This window comes from Nocardioides sp. (assembly GCF_041393715.1).
In the GTDB taxonomy this organism is placed as follows: Bacteria; Actinomycetota; Actinomycetes; order Propionibacteriales; family Nocardioidaceae; genus Nocardioides.
In genome coordinates, this window is the sequence record NZ_JAWKJQ010000006.1 from 80,376 (window position 1) to 97,377 (window position 17,002).

The window sequence follows — 17,002 nt, forward strand, 5'->3', positions numbered from 1 at the left end:
GTCGGGGCGGCTCAGCCCAGGACCCGCGCCATCCAGGCGTCGGGGTCGTGGATCTCGGCCTTGGAGGGCAGGTGGTCGGGCGTGGCCCAGATCGCGTTGAACTCGGCCATCCCGGCCTTGTCGACCACCGTGCGCACGAAGGCCGCGCCGTCGCGGTACTGCGCCATCTTGGCCTCCATGCCGAGCAGCCGCCGCAGCAGCCGGTCGATCGACCCGGCACCCTTGCGGCGGCGGTTGAAGGACGCGCGGATCGACGTGACCGACGGGATGACGGAGGGGCCGACGCCGTCCATCACCACATCGGCATGCCCCTCGAGGAGGGACATCACCCCGGTGACCCGGTCGAGGATCTCCCGCTGCTCGGGCGTGCTCATCGCCTCGGCGATGCTGCCGCCGCCCCCGCGCACCGCTTCGGCGATGCGGCCGATGACGTCCTCGGCCATCTTCGAGGGCTCGATGGTGTCGGTCAGCCGGCCGATCTCCGCGGCGAGGTGGTCACGCATCCACGGCACCGCGGTGAACTGCACCCGGTGGGTCTCCTCGTGCAGGCACACCCAGAGCCGGAAGTCCGTGGGGTCGGCGCCGAGCTCGCGCTCGACGTGGACGATGTTGGGCGCCACCAGCAGCAGCCGGCCGGCCGGGTCGAAGAACGGGTCGAACTGGCCCAGCACCTTGCCGGCCAGGAACCCCAGCACCAGGCCCACCTCGGCTCCGGTGACCCGCGACCCGATCGCCAGCGCCATCCCGGTCGGCGGGCCGCGCCGCTCGGTCAGCTTGGCGGCCACCGGGTCGAGCAGGGTGGCGAACGACTCGGCGTTGGCGCGCACCCAGGCGGCCCGGTCGACGACGAGCACCGGTGCGGTGTGCTCGGCGGCGGTCAGGCCGGTGAAGTCGCGCACCAGCCCGGTGGAGCGCTCCGCGCCCGCCCGGAGCTCGGCGACGCACGCGTCCGCCTCGGCGGCGGTCACGGGCGGGCCCTCACCCGCGAGCCGGGTGCCGGTGGCGACCGCGACCTCCCAGTCGACCATGGACGTCATGGGCCGACCCTATGCGGTGGCACCTGGGGTGGGCCCGACACGGGCGCTGCGCGCGCTCCTCACCCGCCGGAGCCTCGCGCGTGGGCGCAGTGGCACTGCGCCAGGTCGGCGGCCAGCGCGTCGAGCCCGGCACGCACGGCCAGCGTGTCCGGGAGGGCGAAACGGTCGGCGGCCACCACGAACGCCAGGGTGTCGCCGTCGGCGTCGGTGGCCACCCCGGCCAGGCTGGACACCCCGCTCAGGGTGCCGGTCTTGGCGCGCACCAGCCCGCGACCCGGCAGGGCTCCGCCCGCGAACCGCACGGTGAGCGAGCCGGTGGCGCCGGCGACCGGCAGACCGGTGAGGATCGCCCGCAGCTCGGGGTGGCCCGGGTCGGCCGCGACGCGCAGCACCTCCAGCAGCGTGGCAGGGTCGAGCCGGTCGGCGCGCGACAGGCCGCTGCCGTCGTGGATGCGGGCACCCTTGAGCGGCACGCCGAGGCTCCCCAGCTCGGCGCGTACGCCGGCCGTGCCGGCCTCGAAGGAGCCGGTGCCGGACGTCGCGATCCCGACGTGGCGCAGCAGCACCTCGGCACCTTCGTTGTCGCTGGTCTCGAGCACGCGCTCCACGATCTGTCCCAACGGAGCGCTCGCCACCGTGGCGAGCTCCGCCTCGGACGCCGGCGCCCGTCCCGCACGCACGGGGCCGGCCACGGTGATGCCGCGCCGCTCCAGCGCCCGCCGGAACACCCCGGCCGCGGCCGCCGCCGGGTCGTCGACCCGGCCGAAACCGGTGGCCGGGCGGCCGCCGTCGACCCAGAGCGCGGAGATCGGCGCCACGACGCCGTCGGGCACGTAGTCGGCCTCCCAGGTCGGGGCCGCGGCCGGGCCGGAGAACAGGCTGGCGTCATAGCGCAGCCGCACGGTGGCGCCCCTGCCCAGCGCCTCGGCGGTCTGCCGGGCGAGGGTCTGCAGGTCCGGCCGGTCGGGATAGATCGCCGGGCCGGAGTCCGGGCGGCTCGCCAGCGTCGGGTCGCCGCCGCCCACGAGCACGATCTGCTTGCCCGCCCCCTGCAGCACCCGCGTCTCGAAGACGTGGTCGGGACCGAGCGCCTCGAGGGCGGCCGTCGAGGTGAGCAGCTTGAGGGTCGAGGCGGGGATGATCGGCGCCGTCCCCGAGGAGAAGACCGTGCGCCCGTCGGACAGCTCGGCCACCCGGGCGACGACGTGCGGACCGAAGGCGGGATCGCTCAGGCCGGGCCGCAGCGCCTGCCGGACGGCTTCCCGGTCGGCTCGGCCGAGGTCGGGCCGTTCGAGTGGCTCCGCGACGGCAGCGGGCGGCGCCGGGGTCGGTGGGTGCACGCCCACGATCGCCGGCGTGGGCTCCGGGGTCGGCGTGGGAGTCGGCGAGGAGGACTCACCCGGGCCGGGGGCGACGAGCTCCGGGAGGCTGGGGGCCTGGGGGTCGAGCCGGTCCCACGCCGCGAACCCGCCGGCCACCACGACCAGCAGGCCGAGCAGCACCGCGAGTCGCCGGCGCCAGGGAGAGCGCCGGGAGTCGCCGTTGTCGGGCCGGTCCGGGCCGCGTCGGGCCACGCCATCCCCTCCCCTCGTGCACGTTGACCGCCATTGTGCGGGAGACTGCTCCCATCGGCCCATGGTGGTCGGTCCGCGGCGCCCGCGCGGACGACCCCCGTGGCGACACAGAGCGAGCACGAGCCGGCAAGACCTGGGAGGCAGAGGCGATGGAGTTCGACGTACTGGTGGAGATCCCGAAGGGGAGCCGCAACAAGTACGAGGTCGACCACGACAGTGGCCGGATCCGGCTGGACCGGACGCTGTTCACCTCGACGCAGTACCCCGCGGACTACGGCTACATCGAGGACACCCTGGGCCTGGACGGCGACCCGTTGGACGCCCTGGTGCTGCTGATCGGCGAGCCGACGTTCCCGGGCTGCCTGATCCGCTGCCGCGCGATCGGGATGTACCGGATGACCGACGAGGCGGGCGGTGACGACAAGGTGCTCTGCGTGCCGGTCACCGACCCCCGGCTCGAGCACATGCGCGACATCAACCACCTCCCGAAGTTCGACCGCCTCGAGATCGAGCACTTCTTCACCGTCTACAAGGACCTCGAGCCCGGGAAGTCGGTCGAGGGCGCGGAGTGGACCGGCCGCACCGAGGCCGAGGCCGAGGTGCGCGCGTCGTTCGCGCGCTACACCGAGTCGCACGCGGAGCCCGAGGAGGGCTGACCCTCAGGGGCGGGCGTAGAAGTTCGGCGTGATCCAGTAGTACATCGACTCCTCGCTCACCGGTCGTCCGGTGCGGGGAGCGTGGATGATCTTGCCGTCACCGACGTAGAGCGCCACGTGGTAGATCGAGCTCGGGCTGCTCGAGCTGCCCCAGAACACCAGGTCTCCCGGCTGGAGCGACGACGCGGAGATCGGTGTGGACTGCTGGTACTGCGCCACCGAGTAGTGCGGCAGCGACTTCCCGCCGGCGCGCCAGGCTCCCATGGTCAGCCCCGAGCAGTCCCAGGCGTCCGGTCCGGCCGCCCCCCAGCGATAGGGCTCGCCGAGCTGCGCGCGGGCGAAGGCGATCGCGGCGGACGCGCCGCCGGACGGGGCCGGCGGGGCGGGTGCGGGCTGCGGGTCGGGGGTCGGGGCCGGCTGCGGGTCCGGGCTGGGGTCGGGGCTCGGGGACGGGTCCGGCTGGGGGTCGGCGGCGGGCTGGTCGGTGCCGGCGGCGCCCCCCGTGGTGTCGGGCTGGTCGGCCGCCTCCTGCGCGGCCGCGGCGGCCGCGGCCTCGGCGGCGGCCTCCTCCAGGGCCTTCTGCCGCTGCTCGGCCAGGGCCACGCTGATGCCCTGCAGGCGCGCCAGCTCGGCGACCAGCTCGGCCTTGCGGGCGGCCACCTGCTGGGCGTTGGCGGCCGCGGCGGCCTCGGCCCGGCGGGCCTCGTCGCGCGCGGTGCGCGCGGCCTCCTCGGCCTGGCTCGCCTGCTGCCGCGCCTGCTCGGCCTGGGTGGTGGCCACGTCGGCCAGCGTGGAGGCGGCACGGTAGGCGTCGAACTTCGCCGCGATCGCGTCCTGCGCGTTCTCCATGGTGTAGGTCTCGTCGACGACCTCGGAGAAGCCCTGCGCGTCGACCATCGCGGAGAGCGCGTTGAGCTCGGGCGACTGCTGGTAGCTGGCGGTCAGCGCGTCGGCGTACGCCGCCCGCTGGGTCTCCAGGTCGGACTGCGCCTCCTCGGCTCGACGCTCGGCCAGCGCGACCTGCTTGCGGGCCTGCCGAAGGTGGTAGCGCGCCCCGTTGTAGGCCTCGGCGGCCTGCCCCGCCGCGATCGACTGCCGCCGGAGCTCGTCGTTGGCGAGCACCAGGTCGGCCTGGACCGTAGCCACGTCGCGAGCCTTGCCGTCGGCGGCCGCCTTGGCGTCGGCGACCTCCCGGACGACTGGGCGTGTCGCCGTCGGCGAAGGCGACGCCGGTCAGCGTCGAGCCCGCGACGCCGGCGGCCAGGAGCAGCGCGGTCAGCGAGAGCGCGCGGCGGCGGATCGGTCCGGGCACGAAGCCCCCTTCGTCGGCGTGGAGTCGTGGTGAGGTCGTGGGGGCGCCTCGGGCGACTTCCCCATCGCCCGAGGCACTTCCGGCACGCTAGTGCGCTCCAGTCACAAAAGAAACACTTTTCACAGAAAACGTCAGGAATCACGGCGTGTCGGCTTGACGAACTACACCGTTGTCATTCGTCCGACCGCCTCGGCGCAGGGTCCGAGGCGCGCCGACGCGACCAGGTCGCCCGGGTGGACGCGCGGCAGCCGGCGGGGTCGGCGGCCGAGGCTCAGGTGGTCTCGAGGACCGGCGGCGCCTCGGCGGGCCGCGCGCCGGCCCGCCGGTCGAAGTTCTGACCGCTGACCACGCCGCCGATGTAGAAGGAGACCAGGGCGATCACGATGCCGGCCACATCGTCGGCGACGTAGTGCCAGCCGAAGTAGAGCGTGGCCACCACGGTCACCGCGAAGTTGGCCCACAGCAGGCGCGAGATCAGCTTCGACCGCAGCGTGGCGTGGGCCATCATCGCGACCAGCATGGTGATCGCACAGTGCAGGCTCGCGAAGCCGGCGACCGACTGCACCGCGCCCTCGAGGACGTTGGCGTTGATCACCTCGTTGCGGCCATAGATCAGCGCCTCCATCAGCTGCGAGGAGGCCGTCGGGGTGAGGTCGCCGTAGAGCCAGGAGTACTCGAAGCCGGGACCGAGGGTCGGGAGCGCGTAGTACGACGCGGTGCCCAGCGACCACGCCAGGCACTGCGAGGTGGCGAACCAGTAGCCGTAGCCGATGGTCCGCGACCAGACCAGCCAGGCGGTCAGCGCCAACGGCACCAGCGGCAGGAACCAGAGATAGATCGTGGACAGGAAGTGGGCGCTGAGGTCGGTGCCGAGCACCTTGTGCAGGACCACCGCCGGCGGATGCCCGAGGAAGAGCGCCCGGTCGATGATGAAGAGCTCACGGTCATAGATGCGGTCGCCGAAGAGGGCAGGCAGGAACGACTTGAGGTTCCGGTAGCTGACGTAGGTGAGGTAGAACGTCGCGACGCCGGTGATCACCAGCACGGTCCGCTCGCGCGTCCAGTGCTGGCGGATCCGCGCGCGCATCATCTCGGGCATCAGCCGCGGCCGGAACCGCGACGCCCACAGCGTGCGCGGGATCAGGTCGGCGGCGAACGCCCCGGCGATCAGCATCGGCAGTCGGACCCAGGCCGGGCCGAGGAACCCGTCGGGGTCGGCCAGACCGCGGCCCAGATGGGTGGCGGCCAGCAGCGCGAGGGCGCCCATGGACAGCGCAACGCTCCAGAGCAGGATCTGGGCGCGGCGATACACCCCGACAGTCTAGGGATGGCCGGGGACGGTCAGGACGGGGCCAGGGTGGCCAGCCGGGTGGCGTCGACCGCGAGGCGTACGACGTCGCCCGGGCCCAGGTGGCTGCCGAGTGGCGCCACCGCCTCGATGCGGCCCACGCCGGTCACGTCGACGAGCAGGCGCAGCTGCTCGGCGGCCGACCGGGCGGCCACCACGACCCCGGACAGCGGACCCTCGCCACCGGCGCGCAGCGCCGACCGGCGGACGGCCACGTCGCCCCCGGTGGCCAACCCCGCGGCCGCGAGCACCGACCCGGCCGCGTCGCCGGTCAGCACGCTGGCGTAGCCGAGGAACAGGGCCGTCTCGGCGTCGACCGGCGCCCGCCAGACCTCGGCCACCGACCCGTGCTGGACGACGCGGCCGGCACGCATCACGGCCATCGTGTCGGCGACCGCGAACGCCTCTTCCTGCTCGTGGGTGACCAGCACCGTCGTGGTCCCGGCGTCGCTGAGGATGCCGCGCAGGTCCTCGGCCAGCCGGGCGCGCAGCGTCGCATCGAGCGCCGACAGCGGCTCGTCGAGGAGCAGCGCCTTTGGGTCGGCGGCCAGCGCCCGGGCCAGCGCGACCCGCTGTCGCTCACCGCCCGAGAGGGTCGCCGGGAGCCGGTCGTCGTAGGACGAGAGGCCGACGAGGTCGAGCAGCTCGGCGACCCGCCGGCGTACCTCGTCGGCGGGAGCGCGACGCACCTTCAGCGGGTAGCCGACGTTCTGGGCGACCGTGAGATGGGCGAACAGCTGGCCGTCCTGGAACATCAGGGCACAGCCGCGCCGGTGCGTCGGGACGCCCGCGAGGTCGCGTCCGTCGAGGAGCACCCGGCCCTCGGTGAGCGGCTCGAGGCCGGCGATGCCGCGCAGCAGCGTCGACTTCCCCGACCCCGAGGGACCCAGCACGGCGAGGACACCCCCCGCCGGGACGGTCAGCGACACGTCGCGGACCACCGGCACGCCGTCGTAGTCGAGCCCGACGTCCTCCAGCCGGAGCTCTCCCGCGTGCTCGACGGTCGTCGCGGGCGTCATGGTCACCAGGCTCCCAGGCTGCGCACCCGCAGCCGCTCCACCGCGAGCATCACGACAGCGGTGGTGGCGGCGAGCACCACCGAGGCCGCGAGCGCCATCTCGGCATTGAGGTCGCCCGGGCGGCCCAGCAGCCGGTAGATCACGACCGGCAGCGTCGGGTGGTCCTCGCGCACCAGGAACGAGGTCGCACCGAACTCCCCGAGGGACACCGCGAAGGCGAACCCCGCGGCTGCGAGCAGGGGCCGCCACACCACCGGGAGGTCGACGGTCAGGGCCACCCGCCACGGCGGTGCGCCCAGCGACGCCGCCGCCTGTCGCTGCCGGTCGTCGATGCCACCCAGCGCCGGGGCCAGCGTGCGCACCACCAGCGGCAGGGCCACCAGCGCCTGCGCGATGGGCACCAGCAACGGGCTGTCGCGGAGGTCGAGCGGCGGCCGGTCGAGGGTGATCAGGAAGCCGAAGCCGACCATCACCGCGGAGACGCCGAGGGGCAGCATGAACAGCCCGTCGAGCAGGGCGCGGGTCCGGCGCTCTGCTCGGCTGCGGGAGCGACGGGTGACCACGGCGGCGACCAGCAGACCGAGCAGCAGCGACATCCAGGTGGCGTCGACGGCCGTCCGCAGTGACGTGACCAACGCGTCCTGGACGGTGGCCGGCAGCACCGCCGTCGGGCGGGTCAGCGCGCGGTAGGCCGCGAGGCTCCACTCCCCCTCGACCCGCACCGACCCGACCACCAGCCCCGCCAGCGGTACGACGACCAGCGCCAGCGGGACCAGCGACACCAGCACCGCGGGGAGGTCGCGGCGGCCCAGCTGCGGGGCGTGGCCGACCCGGTGCTCACGAGCGGGGTCGGCGGTGCGCCGCAGCCGCTGGGTGACCAGCAGCAGCGCCACCACGACCACCAGCTGCAACAGCGCCAGCGCGGCCGCCGCCTGCAGGTCGAGCAGGTTGGTCGTCAGGAGGTAGATCTCGGTCTCCACCGTGGAGTAGCGCAGCCCGCCGAGGGTGAGCACCACGCCGAACGCCGTGGCGCAGAACAGGAACACCACGCTGGCCGCCGACACCACGGCCGGGCGCAGCGCGGGCAGGGTCACCGTCCAGAGGACCTGGCGCGGGCTGGCGCCGAGCGCGGCGGCGGCCTCCGCGGGACGGGGGTCGAGCGACTCCCAGGTCGACCCGACGGCGCGCACCACGACGGCCACGTTGAAGAACACCAGTGCGGCCACGATCGCCGCCGCACTGCCGTCGAGGCCGAGCCCGCCCAGCGGGCCTCCGGTGGCCAGCAGCCGCCGGAACGCCACGCCGACCACCACGGTCGGCAGCACGAACGGCACCAGCAGGGCGGCCCGCAGCGCCCCCCGGCCGGGGAAGCGGCGGCGATAGAGCAGATGCGCCACCGGAAGCCCGAGCAGCACGGACAGCAGGGTGCCCAGGCCGGCCGACCACAGGGTGAACCACAGCACCCGGTGCACCCGCGGCCGCCCGAACACCTCCACGACGCCGGCCAGGTCGAGGCTCCCGTCGGGCCACAGCCCACGCGCCAGCATGCCCGACACGGGCAGCACGAAGAACACTCCGAGCACCACCAGCGGCAGGGCCGCCAGCCCGAGCAGCGTGAGCAGGCGGGCGCCCTCGGCCCGGCTGCGCACGGTGAGTCCGCTCACCGGGTGGTGACGTCCTGCCAGGTCGTCAGCCACTCGTCGCGGTGGGCGTCGACCTCCGCAGGGTCCAGCGAGTACGGCGACGTCGGCCGCTTCGCGAACCTGGCCCAGTCGGCGGGCAGCTCGACGCCGTCGCGCACGGGGAAGACGTACATGCTCTCCGGAAGGGCGGCCTGCACCTCCGGGCTGAGCAGGAAGTCCAGGAACGCCCGCGCACCCGCCGGGTTGGCGGCGCCCGCCAGCACACCGGCGTACTCCACCTGCTGGAAGCAGGTGTCGAGCAGGGCCTTGGTCGTGCTCCGGCCGTTCTTGACGGTGAACGCCGGGGACGAGTCGTAGGACAGCACGATCGGCCGCGTGCCGTCGCCACCGCCCTGGGTGAAGTCGACGAAGTAGGCGTCGCTCCAGCCGCTGGTGATCCGGGTGCCGTTGGCCATCAGGGCGGACCAGTAGTCCGGCCAGGAGTCGCCTTCGGCCGCGATGGTGGTGAGCAGGAAGGCCATGCCCGGGGAGCTGGTCGGGGCGCCCGGGGTCACGAACAGGTCGCGGTAGGCCGGCTCGGTCAGGTCGGCGAGCGTGGCGGGCGGGGTGACGTGGTGGCTGCGGAACCAGGTGGTGTCGATGTTGACGCAGACGCTGCCGCTGTCGATCGGCAGCAGCCGGTCGCCGCCCTCGGGCAGGGCGTAGGCCTCGGCGCCCGGAGGAAGCGCCACGTCGGCGGGGTCGAAGACATCGGCGTCGAGGGCCCTCGAGGCGAAGGTGTTGTCGACGCCGAAGGCCACGTCGCCCGTCGGGCTGCCCTGGGTCAGCACCAGCTTGTTGGTGAGCGTGCCCGCGTCGCCGTTGGCGCGCACCTCGTGGGTGTAGCCGGTGGCGGCCTCGAACGCGCGGATCAGCTTCTTGGGCAGCGCGAACGACTCGTGGGTGACCAGCACGACGGGACCGCCCGCCGCCTCGCCGCTGGTGGCCGGAGCGCTCGGACCGTCGCTCTCGGCGGTCAGACTGCAGCTCGCGAGGGCGAGCGCGGCGACCGCGAGGAGCAGGCCCGTGCGGCGCGGACGTGGGTGACTCATGTCGACTCCCTTCGCCGGTGCTAACCGGATCAGGTTCGGAGGGTCTGCGGCGGTTCCGCACTCTCAGCCCGCGAGGGGCTCCCCTGTCTTGTGCCGGCCATGCTACCGGCCGCGTCACGGCGCATCCCCGGCGCGCTCGCCTGCCGGTCACCGGCTGGTCACCGAATCGACCTCGCAGCGTGACTGCGCGGTCACCCGGCGCCAGCAGACTGGCGAGCGCCCAGCCGACCCCGGCTCCGCCTCGAACCCCCGGAGGCCATGTGTCCGTCCGCGCCACCACCCTCGCCGCCGCGTCCCTGCTCACCGCCGCCGTCCTGCTCCCGGGCTCGGCGTCGGCCGACGGCCCCGAGCGTCACGACTCGTCGTTCACCTTCGCCACCATCGGCGACATCCCCTACGGCGACGCCCAGATCGCCCACTTCCCGGCGGTCGTCGACCAGATCAACGCCGACCCCGACGTCCGCCTGGCCCTCCACCTCGGCGACATCAAGTCCGGCTCCAGCCTGTGCACCGACGACTACTTCGCGATGGTCCGCGGTCAGTTCGACCGGTTCGCGGACCCGCTGGTCTACACCCCCGGCGACAACGAGTGGACCGACTGCCACCGGCCCAACAACGGCGGCTACGACCCGTTGGAGCGGCTCGCCGCGATCCGCCACGTGTTCTTCGACCACCCGGGCCGGACCCTCGGCCGCCCCATGAAGGTCGACGCCCAGACCCGTCGGGGCCTGCCGGAGAACGTCGTGTTCGAGCGCGCCGACGTGGTCTTCGCCGATGTCCACGTCGTCGGGAGCAACAACAGCCTGGACCCCTGGACCGGCAACACCGAGCCCACTCCGCAGCAGCTCGTGGAGGAGCGGCGTCGGACCGCCGGCGACCTGGCCCTGATCCGCCAGGCGTTCCGCGAGGCCCGGCAGGAGCACGCCGCGGGCGTGGTGCTGGCCATGCAGGCCGACATGTTCGACCCGACGGTGCCCGACCCGGTCTTCGAGGAGTGGTCGGCCTTCCAGCCGATCGCGCGCACGATCGCCGCCGAGTCGGCGCGCTTCGGCGGGCCGGTGCTGCTGCTGAACGGCGACAGCCACGCCTACCACGTCGACCAGCCGCTCGCCGCCGGCTCGTTCTGGAGCGACTTCTACGACGTCCGCACCCCCGCGCCCAACCTGACCCGGGTCACCATCGACGGGTCGACCGGGGTGAACGACTGGCTCAAGGTGACCGTCGACAAGGACACCCCGACGGTCTTCTCCTGGGAGGTCGTGCCCTTCTCCTGAGGCACTCCCCCACGCGGCCGTCCGCCTCCTCACCGGTGGAGGCGGACGGCCGTCGCCACTCCCTGGAGCTTGTCGGGGTTGCGCATCAGGTAGAACGCGACCACCTGTCCGTCGACGACGTCGATGCTCGCGACCAGCGCGAGCTCACCACCCACCTCGACGCGCACGCCGGGGCCGCCGTTGACCTCGAGCGGGGTGGCGGTGAACGGCCCCTGCATCGCCAGCCCGGCAAGGAACCGGGACACCTTGTCGCGGCCGACCACCGGGCGCAGCGCCGCCGACACCCGGCCGCCGCCGTCACTGGTCAGGACCACGTCGGGCGCCAGCACGTCGAGCAGCGCCTGGAGGTCACCGGTGACGGTGGCGCGGAGGAAGCGGTCGACCACCGCCCGCCCCTCCGCCGGGTCGACCCGCCGGCGCGGCCGCCGGGCGGCCACGTGCTCCCGGGCCCGGTGCGCGATCTGCCGCACGGCCGCGGGCGTCTTGTCGAGCGCGGCCGCGATCTCGTCGTACTCCACGGCGAAGACCTCCCGGAGCACGAACACCGCGCGCTCGGTGGGGGTCAGGCTCTCGAGGACCAGCAGCATCGCGGTGGACACGCTGTCGGCGAGCTCGAGGTCGTCGGCGACGTCGTGCGTGGTCACCAGCGGCTCCGGCAGCCACGGGCCGACGTAGGACTCGCGGCGCCGCGCCACCGTGCGGAGCCGGTTGAGCGCCTGCCGGGTCACGACCCGGACCAGGTAGGCACGGGGTCGCGCACGTCGGCCTGGTCCACCTCGGCCCAGCGCAGCCAGGCCTCCTGCACCACGTCCTCGGCGTCGGCCGCGGTGCCGAGCAGCTCGTAGGCGACGGTGAACAGCAGGCCACGGTGCTCGACGAAGGGGTCCACCGTGGCGCTCACCCGGCCGAGGGTACGGCGGCCGGTGCCGGTGGGCGCGCGGCGGCCAGCGGCAGCTCGCACACGTCGGAGAACCCCTGGCTGGTCAGCCCGGCGGTGGCGTTGACCCGGGAGCGCATGTTCTCCAGAGCCACCATCTGGGTCAGCTCGACGACGGCCGGCACCCCCAGCTGCTCGATCAGGCCGGCCACCATCTCGTCGGTGACGGTCGGTGGGGTCGCCGTCATCGCCTCGGCGTAGCCCATCACGTCGCGCTCGAGGTCGGTGAACGCGTCCGAGTCGCGCCAGCGCGGCACCTCCCGCACCGTGGCCTCGTCGAGACCGTCGTGATGGGCGAGGTAGTAGCCGAAGTCCAGGCACCACGAGCAGCCGATCGAGGCCGCGCTGGCCATCACGGCATAGGCCTTGAGGTGCGCGTCGAGCTCGTCGAAGCGGGCCACGGCGCGCTCGAGGCGGAGCAGCGCCCGGACCAGCGGCCGGTGGTGCCACCACACGCGCACGGTGTCGGGCACCTGCCCGTAGGTGCGGCGGGCCAGCGCGGCCACCAGCCGGCCCCCGGGACCGTCGAGGGTGGCGGCCGGGATGCGGAAGGTGCTCGGTGTGGTCATGGGTTCCTCCTGGGTCGGCGATGCGGTGGTGGTGCGAACGTCGCCCACCAGACACCGCTCGCCGCCCGCGTGTGACAGCCCGTGGAGATGCGGGGTTGCGCCGATCCCTAGGGTGGGCCCGTGCCCAGCGCCCTCCACCAGCTCTATGTCACCGCGATCCCCCGGCTGTTCGAGTCGGGCGAGCTGGTGGACGTGGAGACCGAGCGCGCCGGCATCCTCGACCTGCAGCGACGCCGGCCGCAGGGGCTGCCGACCTGGGCGGTCCCGCGCTTCGCGCGGCGCTTCTCCGTGGAGGAACAGGACGCCGGCGGCTTCCCGTCGTACGTCATCACGCCGCGGGGCCGGCGGGTGCGCCGGACGGTGGTGCTGCTGCACGGCGGCGCCTACGTCGCGCCGATCGACGCCCTGCACGTGCGCTACGGCCTGCGGCTGGCTCGTCGGCTGGGCGCCCGGCTGGTGCTGCCCGACTACCCGCTGGCCCCCGAGCACACCTGGCGCGACTCCCACGACCAGCTCGTCGACCTGGTCGCCCACTGGTCCGCCGAGCCCGGGGGCGCGATCCTCGTCGGCGACTCGGCCGGGGGCGGCCTGGCGCTGGCCGTCGCGCAGTCGGTGCGCGACCGCGGCGGGCCGCAGCCGTCGCGGATGGTGCTGCTCTCGCCCTGGGCCGACCTGACGATGAGCGCGCCGGACACCGAGGACTACGACCGCCGCGACCCGTGGCTCTTCCTCAGCAAGGCGCACGCCTACGGCCGGTTCTGGGCCGGGGCCGACGAGCTGGACCGCTACGAGGTGAGCCCGGCGCTGGGCGACCTGTCCGGGCTGCCGCCGACGCTGCTGCAGTTCGGCGGCCGCGAGCTGCTGACGCCCACCTGCCGGATGCTTGCGCGCCGCGCCCCCGAGGCCGGGTGGCGACTCACCGCGCTGGAGGAGCCCGGCGCCCTGCACGTCTATGCGCTGATGCCCGGGCTGTCCGAGGGCCGCCGCGCGCTGCGCCGGGCCGTGGAGTTCTGCCGGTGACCGTCGCGGTCGCGACGTCGACGTTCGCCGAGCTCGACCCGCGGACGGCCTATGAGCTCTGGCGGCTGCGGCAGCAGGTCTTCGTGGTGGAGCAGGCCTGCCCCTACCCCGACCTGGACGGCCGCGACACCGAGCCGGAGACCCGGCACCTGCTGCTCCACGACGACGGTGCGCTGGTCGGGTGCCTGCGGCTGCTCGACGACGGCGACGCGCTGCGCATCGGCCGGGTGGTGGTGGCCCCGGAGGCCCGCGGCCGCGGGCTCGCGGCGCTGCTGATGGAGGAGGCGCTGCGAGCGGTCGGCGAGCGCCGGGTGCGTCTCGACGCGCAGACCGGCCTCGCCGAGTGGTACGCCGGCTTCGGCTTCGCCGCCACCGGCCCCGCCTTCGACGAGGACGGCATCATGCACCTGCCGATGGAGCGACCCGGCGGGTGACCCGCACGACACGACGAGGCCCCCGCCGGTTCCGGCAGGGGCCTCGTGCGGGGCTGGTCGGTCAGCCGAAGTGCAGCCACCCGGTGTTGACGCCGCAGCTGAGCTTGGTGTTGACGCAGGCGTAGTCGTTGCCGTTGTAGTTGACCCCCCGCGAGCCGATCACCATCTTGGTGCTGCTGAGCTTCCAGGTCACCGTCTCCTGGACGTAGAAGTAGCCGGAGCCGACGTTCCAGGTGACGCCCTGGGGCCGGACGGTCTTGGCGTAGCCGAGGTAGGCGCTGCGGTTGACGGTGCTGATCTTGGCCCAGCTGCTGCCGGTCCAGCGGTAGAGGCGGTACTGCACCGCAACCTCCTGCGCGGCCGTTGCGCTGGACGAGCGGCCGACCGTCGGGCCGTAGACCACGAGCTGGCGCTGGTAGCAGGTGCCGACCGGGGCACAGGTGTTCACCGTCTTGCCCTGCACCTGGTAAGGCGTGATCGAGCCGGGCGTGCCGGAGGCGCCGTACAGCTGGACGGCCTGGGCGGCGGAGCCGAGGTTGGTGGCCAGGAAGGCGGCGACGACGGCGACGAGCAGGGCGAGCGAGCGACCGAGCGTGTGACGGATCTTGGTGTTCATCAGGTTCTCCTTGGTTGGGGCCCCGGCGGGGCTGGTGGGATGAATCTGTCGCCCGGCGCTTAGCAACGGCTTAGCGCCGGGAACGTGCTGTGGACGTGGGCCGAGGAACGGGTCGACCAGGGGTCAGCCGACGACCCGCACCCGGACCCGCACCACGTCGCGGATGCCGTCGCCCACCGGGTTGTGGACGGCGTGCAGGGACCAGGTGGCGACCTGGCCGACCGTGGCCTTGGCGCCGGCCTTGACGGTCAGCCGGACGGTGCGTGAGGCGCCGGGAGCGACGTCGAGGAGGGAGTAGGTCCCGGCGGCGACCTGGGGGGTGATGGCGGTGCCTCCGGCGGTCCAGCGCCGGGTCAGCCCGGAGGTGCTCGACCTCGCCTCCGCGAGCGACCAGCGGTCGACGGCGTCCCCGTCGTTGGTGATCCGCACGGTGAAGGTCCGCTTCGCGCCGCGCTTCAGCGAGACCTGGACGGTCTGTCCGGACCCGGTGGTGTTGTAGACGTCGTCACCCAGATAGCTCCCGCTGCCGACCCGGACCTCCGCGTCCGGCCGGTAGGTCGGCGTGGGCGTCGGCGTGGGCGTCGGGGTCGGCGTCGGCGTGGGCGTCGGGGTCGGCGCGGGTCCGGGGTCCGCCGACTCGAGGGCGTCGCCCAGCGTCGTGCGGGCCCGGTCGAGGTCGGCCTGGCCGAAGGTGGTGGAGAAGGCGACGGCGTCGAGGTTGCCGCCGAGCAGGCTCAGCGCCGTGGAGCGGGCCAGCGCCGCGGTGTCGGCGTGGGCGGCGGCGAGCCGGAGGTACTCGTAGTCCTCCCGGCCGTCGCGCAGGCGCTTGAGCCGGATCGACTCGATCGGGATGTCGGTGCTGCCGCCGATGCAGCCCGGCCCGGTGCCGGGAGGGCAGGCGCGGCCGGGGTAGAACAGCGTGCCGTCGCCGTTCATGCCGGACTCGTAGAGGCAGTTGCTGCCGCCGGCGCCGCAGTCGTTCCAGGCCTGGCCGAGGCGGTAGTCGACGCCCCAGTAGAGCTCGCCGGTGGCGCCGAGGAGGAAGGCGGTCCACGGCATCGCCCGGGCCTGGGAGGCGGGCTGGTCGATGCCGTAGCCCGCCCACCCGTCGTAGAAGGGGTCGTTCCAGCCCGGGTCGCCCGGGTTGTTGCAGGCGGCCGCCTCGCAGGAGTTGTAGATCCAGACCTTGTTGGCCTGGCCGTCGCCGGTCGCGGCCGCCCAGCCGTCGTACGACGGCCGCTGGTTGCCCTGGAAGGCGCCGTTGCGGCCATCGAGCATCCGGGCCAGGACCACCATGTCGTCGACCCAGGAGTCGGCGCCGTTGGCCTTGGCGTAGGGCAGCGGGGTGGTGACCAGCTCTCGCATCCCCCGGGACTGGGCGACGGCGTGGTGGTCCGCGCAGGCGGCCCAGTTGGCGGCGCTCTGGTTGGGCTCGTCGCAGGTGTAGTAGGAGAGGCGGTCGGCGAAGCCGTCGGCCGTGGCCTCGCTCTTCCACGCGTCGAGACAGGCGGCCTGGCAGTAGTGCCAGAGGACGAGGTTGGTGGCCTTGGCACCGGGCAGCCGGATCGGGCTCCCGACGGACGCGGGAGCGGGCGTGCCGTTGAGGATCGGCAGCACCTGCTGGCGCCAGCTGGTCCGCATCGCCCCGGACAGCGCGGCGCCCCGGTCGATCTGCCAGGGGGTGGCCAGGGTGACCCGGTTCTCCAGCGCGACCCGCTCGTAGACGGCGGAGAGCCTGTTGGCCTCGTCCACGTCGCCGTGGCAGGTCCCGGAGCCGGTGTGGACCTGGCACTGCTTGGTGGGCTCGGTCAGGAAGACGCTCTCCAGCGAGGAGGTCGACGGCAGCACCACGTTGCGCACCCTGACCGTCAGGGGGACGGTGCCGATCGTGGTGGCGCCGTCCTTGATCGTCAGGCTGCCGGTGTAGGTGTCCGGCGCCTGGTCGCGGGCGGCGAGGACGTCGACCCACAGGACGGCGCGGCCCTGGGCGGGCACGGCCGCGCCGAACGCGGCCCGCTTCTCGCCGTAGATCGGGTCGACCTGGGGGACCAGCGCGTCGGGCCACCGCCCGACCGTGGACTCACCGTCGCTGAGGTGGTCGGCGGAGACCGCGTAGTACTGCTCCCGATATACCGTGAGCGCGCTCGCCGGGAGCGTCCCGCCGCGGGCGCCGGTCAGGTCGGAGGTCTCGACCTCGAGGCGACCGATCCCGGCGCCGTCGGCGCGGACGGCGACCTGGAAGGACTCGAACTCGTTGCGGGCGACGGTCACGTCGGCGGCCGACGGGCCGCCCGGCGTCGCGTCGTCGGCCTTGAGGGTGACCAACGGGCCGAGCACGGTGAGGCTCGACGCGGCGGCCTGCGCGGCGGTCGCCGAGACGACGGCGACCAGGGTCGCGGTGACCGAGGTGGCGAGGGCGAGAGCGGCGGCGCGGCCGAGGTGCATCGAGGACTCCTTCGTCGGGCCCCCTGT

16 protein-coding genes and 1 riboswitch are annotated in these 17,002 nt (G+C 73.9%); of the genes, 4 read left to right on the forward strand and 12 right to left on the reverse strand.

The annotated features are described in order from the left end of the window. Positions 1 to 11: 11 nt before the first annotated feature. Together R2740_RS11015 and dacB are read right to left on the reverse strand one after the other, a co-directional pair. Positions 12 to 1,037, reverse strand: coding sequence for a zinc-dependent metalloprotease (locus R2740_RS11015; protein WP_371302727.1), 1,026 nt, complete (start codon positions 1,035 to 1,037; stop codon positions 12 to 14). Positions 1,038 to 1,096: 59 nt separating this feature from the next. Continuing rightward, entirely contained in the window at positions 1,097 to 2,611 is a 1,515-nt protein-coding gene (gene dacB / locus R2740_RS11020; protein ID WP_371302728.1) for a D-alanyl-D-alanine carboxypeptidase/D-alanyl-D-alanine-endopeptidase, read from the reverse strand. Positions 2,612 to 2,760: 149 nt separating this feature from the next. Between dacB and R2740_RS11025 the strand changes: the two genes are divergently transcribed. Further along, on the forward strand, positions 2,761 to 3,267 hold the full coding sequence (locus R2740_RS11025; RefSeq protein WP_371302729.1) for an inorganic diphosphatase: 507 nt from the start codon (positions 2,761 to 2,763) through the stop codon (positions 3,265 to 3,267). A gap of 3 nt (positions 3,268 to 3,270) precedes the next feature. Here R2740_RS11025 and R2740_RS11030 read toward each other — a convergent pair whose 3' ends face one another. The 5 genes from R2740_RS11030 to R2740_RS11050 all read right to left on the reverse strand — a co-directional run bounded on the left by R2740_RS11030 (position 3,271) and on the right by R2740_RS11050 (position 9,680). Beyond that, positions 3,271 to 4,413: an NlpC/P60 family protein gene (locus R2740_RS11030; protein ID WP_371302730.1), complete on the reverse strand. Its 1,143-nt coding sequence runs from the start codon at positions 4,411 to 4,413 to the stop codon at positions 3,271 to 3,273. Between the two features lie 437 nt (positions 4,414 to 4,850). After that, positions 4,851 to 5,891: a phosphatase PAP2 family protein gene (locus R2740_RS11035; protein ID WP_371302731.1), complete on the reverse strand. Its 1,041-nt coding sequence runs from the start codon at positions 5,889 to 5,891 to the stop codon at positions 4,851 to 4,853. A gap of 29 nt (positions 5,892 to 5,920) precedes the next feature. Then, on the reverse strand, positions 5,921 to 6,946 hold the full coding sequence (locus R2740_RS11040; RefSeq protein ID WP_371302732.1) for an ABC transporter ATP-binding protein: 1,026 nt from the start codon (positions 6,944 to 6,946) through the stop codon (positions 5,921 to 5,923). A 2-nt stretch (positions 6,947 to 6,948) separates the two neighbouring features. Continuing rightward, positions 6,949 to 8,610, reverse strand: a complete 1,662-nt coding sequence (locus R2740_RS11045; protein WP_371302733.1) for an ABC transporter permease — start codon at positions 8,608 to 8,610, stop codon at positions 6,949 to 6,951. Further along, on the reverse strand, positions 8,607 to 9,680 hold the full coding sequence (locus tag R2740_RS11050; RefSeq protein ID WP_371302734.1) for a thiamine ABC transporter substrate binding subunit: 1,074 nt from the start codon (positions 9,678 to 9,680) through the stop codon (positions 8,607 to 8,609). The genes R2740_RS11045 and R2740_RS11050 overlap by 4 nt, the downstream gene beginning before the upstream one ends. Further along, positions 9,670 to 9,775: riboswitch (TPP riboswitch) on the reverse strand. (Overlaps the previous gene by 11 nt.) A 165-nt stretch (positions 9,776 to 9,940) precedes the next feature. Here R2740_RS11050 and R2740_RS11055 point away from each other — a divergent pair. Next, a complete protein-coding gene (locus tag R2740_RS11055) occupies positions 9,941 to 10,954 on the forward strand; it encodes a hypothetical protein (RefSeq protein WP_371302735.1) in 1,014 nt (337 codons plus the stop codon). Between the two features lie 29 nt (positions 10,955 to 10,983). Here the strand turns inward: R2740_RS11055 and R2740_RS11060 are convergent, their stop codons facing one another. Genes R2740_RS11060 through R2740_RS11070 form a run of 3 tightly spaced genes read right to left on the reverse strand, consistent with a single transcriptional unit; the run spans position 10,984 to position 12,460 of the window. Further along, positions 10,984 to 11,682 carry a sigma factor-like helix-turn-helix DNA-binding protein gene (locus tag R2740_RS11060; protein ID WP_371302736.1) on the reverse strand — a complete coding sequence of 233 codons (699 nt, stop codon included), beginning with the start codon at positions 11,680 to 11,682 and terminating at the stop codon, positions 10,984 to 10,986. Continuing rightward, positions 11,679 to 11,855, reverse strand: coding sequence for a sigma factor (locus tag R2740_RS11065; RefSeq protein ID WP_371302737.1), 177 nt, complete (start codon positions 11,853 to 11,855; stop codon positions 11,679 to 11,681). The genes R2740_RS11060 and R2740_RS11065 overlap by 4 nt, the downstream gene beginning before the upstream one ends. Then, on the reverse strand, positions 11,852 to 12,460 hold the full coding sequence (locus R2740_RS11070; protein ID WP_371302738.1) for a carboxymuconolactone decarboxylase family protein: 609 nt from the start codon (positions 12,458 to 12,460) through the stop codon (positions 11,852 to 11,854). Before R2740_RS11070 ends, R2740_RS11065 begins: the two co-directional genes overlap by 4 nt. 120 nt (positions 12,461 to 12,580) lie before the next feature. Here R2740_RS11070 and R2740_RS11075 point away from each other — a divergent pair, with 120 nt between their 5' ends. Together R2740_RS11075 and R2740_RS11080 are read left to right on the forward strand one after the other, a co-directional pair. Beyond that, positions 12,581 to 13,480, forward strand: coding sequence for an alpha/beta hydrolase (locus R2740_RS11075; RefSeq protein WP_371302739.1), 900 nt, complete (start codon positions 12,581 to 12,583; stop codon positions 13,478 to 13,480). After that, positions 13,477 to 13,914: a GNAT family N-acetyltransferase gene (locus tag R2740_RS11080; RefSeq protein WP_371302740.1), complete on the forward strand. Its 438-nt coding sequence runs from the start codon at positions 13,477 to 13,479 to the stop codon at positions 13,912 to 13,914. Before R2740_RS11075 ends, R2740_RS11080 begins: the two co-directional genes overlap by 4 nt. A gap of 61 nt (positions 13,915 to 13,975) precedes the next feature. On the opposite strand, the gene R2740_RS11085 is transcribed toward R2740_RS11080, so the two are convergent. Beyond that, the gene (locus R2740_RS11085) at positions 13,976 to 14,530 is read right to left on the reverse strand and encodes a hypothetical protein (protein WP_371302742.1); all 555 of its coding nucleotides are present in this window, start codon (positions 14,528 to 14,530) and stop codon (positions 13,976 to 13,978) included. 123 nt (positions 14,531 to 14,653) lie between these two features. Further along, entirely contained in the window at positions 14,654 to 16,975 is a 2,322-nt protein-coding gene (locus R2740_RS11090) for a hypothetical protein (RefSeq protein ID WP_371302743.1), read from the reverse strand. Between the last annotated feature and the right edge of the window lie 27 nt (positions 16,976 to 17,002).

Coding starts and splice junctions, on each gene's coding strand:
- R2740_RS11015 (WP_371302727.1), bottom strand. CDS start 1,037: ATGACGTCCATGGTCGACTGGGAGGTCGCGGTCGCCACCGGCACCCGG.
- R2740_RS11025 (WP_371302729.1), top strand. CDS start 2,761: ATGGAGTTCGACGTACTGGTGGAGATCCCGAAGGGGAGCCGCAACAAG.
- R2740_RS11040 (WP_371302732.1), bottom strand. CDS start 6,946: ATGACGCCCGCGACGACCGTCGAGCACGCGGGAGAGCTCCGGCTGGAG.
- R2740_RS11050 (WP_371302734.1), bottom strand. CDS start 9,680: ATGAGTCACCCACGTCCGCGCCGCACGGGCCTGCTCCTCGCGGTCGCC.
- R2740_RS11070 (WP_371302738.1), bottom strand. CDS start 12,460: ATGACCACACCGAGCACCTTCCGCATCCCGGCCGCCACCCTCGACGGT.
- R2740_RS11085 (WP_371302742.1), bottom strand. CDS start 14,530: ATGAACACCAAGATCCGTCACACGCTCGGTCGCTCGCTCGCCCTGCTC.
- R2740_RS11090 (WP_371302743.1), bottom strand. CDS start 16,975: ATGCACCTCGGCCGCGCCGCCGCTCTCGCCCTCGCCACCTCGGTCACC.